The 6,000-nt window shown below is 75.9% G+C and carries 5 protein-coding genes; 4 read left to right on the top strand and 1 reads right to left on the bottom strand.

The genetic code is table 11. The annotated features are described in order from the left end of the window. Positions 1–98 precede the first annotated feature (98 nt). Genes ACI2LW_RS31745 through ACI2LW_RS31735 form a run of 3 tightly spaced genes read left to right on the top strand, consistent with a single transcriptional unit; the run spans position 99 to position 4,505 of the window. Positions 99–1,091: an FAD binding domain-containing protein gene (locus ACI2LW_RS31745; RefSeq protein WP_404734718.1), complete on the top strand. Its 993-nt coding sequence runs from the start codon at positions 99–101 to the stop codon at positions 1,089–1,091. Next, positions 1,088–3,247, top strand: coding sequence for a xanthine dehydrogenase family protein molybdopterin-binding subunit (locus ACI2LW_RS31740; protein ID WP_404734717.1), 2,160 nt, complete (start codon positions 1,088–1,090; stop codon positions 3,245–3,247). The genes ACI2LW_RS31745 and ACI2LW_RS31740 overlap by 4 nt, the downstream gene beginning before the upstream one ends. Beyond that, positions 3,240–4,505 carry an XdhC family protein gene (locus ACI2LW_RS31735; RefSeq protein WP_404734716.1) on the top strand — a complete coding sequence of 422 codons (1,266 nt, stop codon included), beginning with the start codon at positions 3,240–3,242 and terminating at the stop codon, positions 4,503–4,505. The genes ACI2LW_RS31740 and ACI2LW_RS31735 overlap by 8 nt, the downstream gene beginning before the upstream one ends. Positions 4,506–4,671: 166 nt before the next feature. Here the strand turns inward: ACI2LW_RS31735 and ACI2LW_RS31730 are convergent, their stop codons facing one another. Beyond that, entirely contained in the window at positions 4,672–5,076 is a 405-nt protein-coding gene (locus tag ACI2LW_RS31730) for a DUF5997 family protein (RefSeq protein ID WP_404734715.1), read from the bottom strand. 58 nt (positions 5,077–5,134) lie between these two features. On the opposite strand from ACI2LW_RS31730, the gene ACI2LW_RS31725 reads away from it, so the two are divergent. After that, on the top strand, positions 5,135–5,959 hold the full coding sequence (locus ACI2LW_RS31725) for a LysR family substrate-binding domain-containing protein (RefSeq protein WP_404734714.1): 825 nt from the start codon (positions 5,135–5,137) through the stop codon (positions 5,957–5,959). Positions 5,960–6,000: the final 41 nt, after the last annotated feature.

Here is a 6,000-nt window from a genome sequence, read left to right as displayed (position 1 = left end):
GAGCCATCAAGGGCAGCCAGCATGAAAACCATCCCTGCCCCACCCGCGCAGTCCCAGAGTCGCGAACTCGCGGGACGCACTCAAGAAGGTAGGGCGGCATGAGGGAGTTCGGCTATGACAGGGCCCACGACGTCGCCGGCGCGCTCGCGCTGCTCGGCGCCGACCCGGACGCCCGCTTCCTCGGCGGCGGAACCAATCTGGTCGACCTGATGAAGACCGGCGTCGAGCGGCCCGCCCGTCTCGTCGACGTGCGCCGGCTGCCCCTGGACGGCATCGAGCCGACCGCGGACGGCGGACTGCGCGTCGGCGCCACCGTCACCAACAGCGACCTCGCCGCCCATCCCGAAGTACGCCGCCGCTACCCGGCGTTGGCCCAGGCCGTGCTGGCCGGCGCCTCCGGGCAGCTGCGCAACATGGCCACCGTCGGCGGCAACCTGCTCCAGCGCACCCGCTGCGGCTACTTCACCGACGTGACCAAGCCGTGCAACAAGCGCGTCCCCGGCAGCGGCTGCCCCGCGATCGAGGGCGAGCACCACAACCACGCCGTCCTCGGCGCCTCACCGCACTGCGTGGCCGTGCACCCCTCGGACATGGGCGTGGCGCTGACCGCCCTCGACGCGGTCGTCTCCTATGAGACCGCCGACGGCCCGGGCGAGCTGCCCCTGGCCGGCCTCTACCGTCCCGTGGGCGACACCCCGCACCGGGAGACGGAGTTGCCCGCCGGAGCGCTGATCACCCACGTCACCCTGCCACCCGCCCCGGTCGCCGCCCGCTCCCGCTACCGGAAGGTGCGCGAACGCGCCTCCTACGCCTTCGCGATCGGCTCGGTCGCCGCCGCGCTCGACGTCCGGGACGGCGCCGTGCACGACGTACGCCTCGCCCTCGGAGCCGTCGCCTCCCGGCCGTGGCGGGCCCGGACCGCCGAACGGGCCCTGGCCGGCGCGCCCGCCGACGCCGCCGCCTTCGCCGCCGCAGCGGACGCCGAGCTCGCGGCCGCCCGCCCCCTGCCCCACAACGCCTACAAGGTGACCCTGATGCGCAACCTCGTCGTGGCCGTGCTCACCGAACTCGCCGAGGAGGCAGCCCGATGACCACGGCCGCACCCCGCACCACCGCCCCCGCGGACGCCGGCGCCGCGGCCACCGGCGCCGTGGGCACCGCGCACACCCGCGTGGAGGGCCTGGAGAAGGTCACCGGAGCCGCCCGCTACGCCGGTGAGATCCCCTTCGCCGGCCTCGCCCACGGCTGGCTGGCCGTGTCCACCGTCGCCCGCGGCCGCATCCGTTCCCTGGGCACCGGCCCGGTGCTCGCCATGCCGGGCGTACTCGCCGTGCTGCACCACGGCAACGCCCCCCGCCTGGAGACCGACTACATCGGGATGCTGGGCGTCCGCCCCGACCCCACCTGCGCCGTCTTCCAGCACGACCGGGTGCCGAGCCTGGGCTGGCCGGTCGCCCTGGTGGTCGCCGAGACGCCGGAGCAGGCCAGGGAGGCCGCCGAGGCGCTCGTCGTGGAGTACGAGCCGGAGCCGCACGACATCGACTTCCACCCCGCACGCCCGGACGCCTACGACGCGGACGGCCACATGCCCGCGGTGACCGCCAAGGGCGACCTGGAGGCCGAACTCGCCGCGTCCGCCGTGGTACTGGACGCCGAGTACACCACGCCCGAGGAGCACCACAACCCGATGGAGCCGCACGCCGCGACGGCCCGCTGGGACGGCGGCCGGCTCGAGCTCGTCGACTCCAACCAGGGCGCCGGCTGGGTCGTCGGCGAACTGGCGAAGCTGTTCTCGCTCGACCCGTCCGCCGTCCGGGTGCGCTCCGAGCACGTCGGCGGCGGCTTCGGCAGCAAGGGCGTGCGCGCCCACCAGGTCGCCGCGGTCATGGCCGCGTCCCTGCTGCGACGCCCGGTCCGGGTCGTCATGACCCGGCGTCAGATGTTCTCGCTGGCCGGCTACCGCAGCCCCACCGCACAGCGCGTCCGGCTCGGCGCGGACGCCGACGGACGGCTCAGGGCCCTGGAGCACCGCTCCCTCAGCCTCACCTCGACCGTGCACGAGTTCGTCGAACCGAGCGCAGGCCACGCGCGCGTGATGTACGACGCCGACGCCCACCACACCGCCAACCGCGTCGTACGGCTGGACGTGCCGACCCCGACGTGGATGCGGGCCCCGGGCGAGGCACCCGGCTCGTTCGCGCTGGAGTCCGCGCTGGACGAACTCGCCGTCGCCTGCGGGATCGACCCGATCGAACTGCGGCTGCGCAACGAGCCCGCCCACGGACCGGTCTCCGGGCTGCCCTTCAGCAGCCGCAATCTCGCGGCCTGCTTCCACGAGGGCGCCCGCAGGTTCGGCTGGGCGCGGCGCGACCCGCGTCCCGGGGTGCGCCGGGACGGCCGCTGGCTGCTAGGCACCGGCACGGCGGCGGCCTCGTTCGGCGCCGGGGCGGCGCCGTCCACGGCGGTGCTGACCGCCGAGGCGGACGGCACGTTCACCGTGCGGATCGCCGCCGCGGACATCGGCACCGGCGCCCGTACGGCGCTCACCCTGATCGCCGCCGACGCACTGAGGGTGACGCCGGACCGGGTCCGGGTGCGGATCGGGGACAGCGACTTCGGGCCGGCGATGATCGCCGGCGGTTCCATGGGCACCCGCTCCTGGGCCTGGGCGGTCCAGGCCGCGGCCGGCGAACTGCGCGAACGGCTCGCCCTGGACACCGGCATCCCGCCGCAGGGCATCACCGTACGGTCCGACACCACCGCGGCCGTCGGCGCCCTCTCGCGCAAGGAACGGCACTCCTTCGGCGCGCAGTTCGCCGAGGTGGCCGTGGACGTCGCCACCGGCGAGGTGCGCGTGCGGCGCATGCTCGGCATCTTCGCGGCCGGGCGGATCGTCAACCCGCTGACCGCGCGCAACCAGTTGGCCGGCGGCATGACCTGGGGCATCTCCATGGCCCTGCACGAGGAGGCGGTCCGCGACCGGGCGTCCGGCGGCCACTACGGCGCCGACCTCGCGGGCTACCACGTCGCCACCCACGCCGACGTCCCGCACATCGAGGTGGACTGGGTGGAGGACCACGACCCGGACGACCCCGTCGGCATCAAGGGCATCGGCGAGATCGGCATCGTGGGCGCCGCGGCGGCCGTCGCCAACGCGGTCTGGCACGCGACCGGGGTACGCCACCGCGATCTGCCCATCCGCCCCGACCGGGTCCTGCGGGCGGCGGGCGAGGCCCCGCATGCTTGACATCGCGGAGGAACTGCACGGCTGGATCGAGGACGGCCGGGACTTCGCCGTCGCCACCGTGGTCGCCGTCGGCGGCAGCGCGCCGCGCGGGCCCGGCGCCGCGCTCGCCGTCGACGGCGCCGGCACGGCCATCGGCTCGGTCTCTGGCGGCTGCGTGGAAGCGGCGGTCTACGACCTGTGCGCCCAGGCGCTGCGGGACGGCACGACCGTCCTCGAACGCTTCGGCTACAGCGACGAGGACGCCTTCGCCGTCGGCCTGACCTGCGGCGGGATCATCGAGGTCATGGTCACCCCGGTCACCGCCGGGACGCCGGTCAGGGCCGTGCTCGGGCAGGCGCTGACCGCGGCCGTCCGCGGTGAACCGGTGGCCCTGGCCCGGGTGGTGAGGGGCCCGGAGGCCCTGCTGGGCGCGGCGCTGCTGGTGCGCCCGGACGACGCCGGCGACGGCCCGCGCCGGGGCGGCCCCGACGCGCCGGCCGGCGGAGAGGACCACGACGGGTCCGGAGCGGACCGCGAGGGGTCCGGGGAGGACCGCGACGGGTCCGGAGAGGACCTTGACGTGTTCGAAGGCGGACTGGGGGCGCATCCGGAGCTCGACCGCACCGCGGCGGCCGAGGCCCGGGCGATGCTGGACGCCGGCCGCACGGGCACCGTGGAGCTGTCGGAGGACGGATCGCACTGCCCCGGCGGTCTGACGCTGCTGGTGGAGGCGAACGTGCCGCCGCCCCGGATGATCGTCTTCGGCGCCGTCGACTTCGCCGCCGCGCTGGTGCGGGCGGGCAAGTTCCTCGGCTACCACGTGACGGTCTGCGACGCCCGGCCCGTCTTCGCCACCCGGGCGCGCTTCCCGGAGGCGGACGACGTCGTGGTCGACTGGCCGCACCGCTACCTGCGGCGCACCGGCACCGACGCGCGCACGGTGCTGTGCGTGCTCACCCACGACGCCAAGTTCGACGTACCGCTGCTGCGCGCCGCGCTGCGGATGCCGGCCGCGTTCGTCGGGGCGATGGGCTCGCGGCGCACCCACGCGGACCGCGAGCGCCGGCTGCGCGAGGCCGGGCTGGGGGAGCGGGAGCTGGCCCGGCTGAGGTCGCCGATCGGGCTGGACCTCGGCGCCCGGACCCCCGAGGAGACCGCCCTGTCCATCGCCGCGGAGATCGTCGCGGTCCGGCGCGGCGGCACCGGCGCGCCGCTGACCGGTTCCGGTACGCCGATCCACCGCGACACGACGGACCGGCGGGGCGCCCGCGCCGCCTGAGGCACGGGCCGCGCGGGGGCGGGCCTCAGGGGCGCGGGGCAGGGGCACAGGTCAGGAGTGCGGGTCAGAGGTCCGGGCCGGGGTGCGGGTCAGAGGTCCGGGTCCGGGGTGCGGGTCCGAAGTGCGCGTCGGACCGGCGGGTCAGGGGTGCGCGTCGGAGCGCGGGTCAGGGGCGCGGACCCTCGGCCTGTTCGGCGCGTTCGGCGTCCCGCCGCTTCAGACGGGCCGCCTCCTTGCGGACCTCGGCCTGGGTGGCGCGCTCCTTCTCCAGCCACTCGGGCCGCTCCTGCTTGAGGGCCTCGATCTGCTCGGTGGTCAGCGCCTCGGTCACCCCACCGCGCGCGAGACCCGCGATGGACACGCCCAGCTTGGCCGCGACCACCGGGCGGGGGTGGGGGCCGTCGCGCCGCAGGTCCCGCAGCCACGCGGGCGGGTCGGCCTGGAGCCGGCTGAGCTCGGCGCGCGAGACGACGCCTTCCCGGAACTCGGAGGGCGTGGCGGGCAGGTACACACCCAGCTTCTTCGCCGCGGTGGCGGGCTTCATCGTCTGGGTGGTCTGGTGCGACTTCATGGTGTCCAGACTATCGACCGCGCGGGGGCGCTCCGGCCACGCCGGGTAACCTGGCGGCGTGACAGGCTCGGACAGTTCCCCCTCCTTCCGGCTCGCGTACGTTCCCGGGGTGACGCCCGGCAAGTGGGCGCGGATCTGGGGCGAGCGTCTGCCGGACGTCCCGCTCGCCCTCGTGCAGCTGCCGGCCGCCGCGGCGCCCGGGGCACTGCGCGACGGTTCGGCGGACGCGGGACTGGTCCGGCTGCCGGTGGACCGCGCCTTCTTCAGCGCCATCCCCCTCTACACCGAGACCACGGTGGTGGTCGTGCCCAAGGACCACCTGGTCACGGCGGCCGACGAGGTGTCGCTCGGGGATCTGGCCGAGGAGGTCGTCCTCCACCCCCTCGACGACGTGCTCGGCTGGGACAGCCCGCCCGGGGAACCCGCCTTCGAGCGGCCCGCCACCACGGAGGACGCCGTGGAACTGGTCGCGGCGGGCGTGGGCGTGCTGATCGTGCCGCAGTCGCTGGCCCGTCTGTACCACCGGCGCGACCTGACCTACCGGCCCGTGACCGACGCCCCGCAGTCCGGTGTCGCGCTGAGCTGGCCGGAGGAGGCGCACACCGATCTGGTCGAGGAGTTCATCGGGATCGTGCGGGGCCGGACCCTGAACAGCACCCGCGGACGCACCCAGGCCCCGGCGCAGGGACAGCCGAAGGGACAGCCACGGGGCGAGAGCCGCGACGGAACCGGCGCGCGCAAGCCCGCCCGGAGCCGGGCCGGCCAGAAGAACCGCACCGGCCAGGGCGGCAGCGGACGTACGGGGCGGGGGCAGCAGGGCGGCCGTTCCGGCAAGGGCGCCGGCCAGGGCTCCGGACGCGGGAGGCCGCGCCGGGGCGCGTAGGGGCGCAGCCGTCCCCCCGGCCGGCCCTCAGCGCCGGCCGG

It is taken from the genome of Streptomyces sp. NPDC004065 (genome assembly GCF_044903565.1).
Taxonomy (GTDB): Bacteria; Actinomycetota; Actinomycetes; order Streptomycetales; family Streptomycetaceae; genus Streptomyces.
This window is presented reverse-complemented; position numbering and strand designations above follow the sequence as displayed.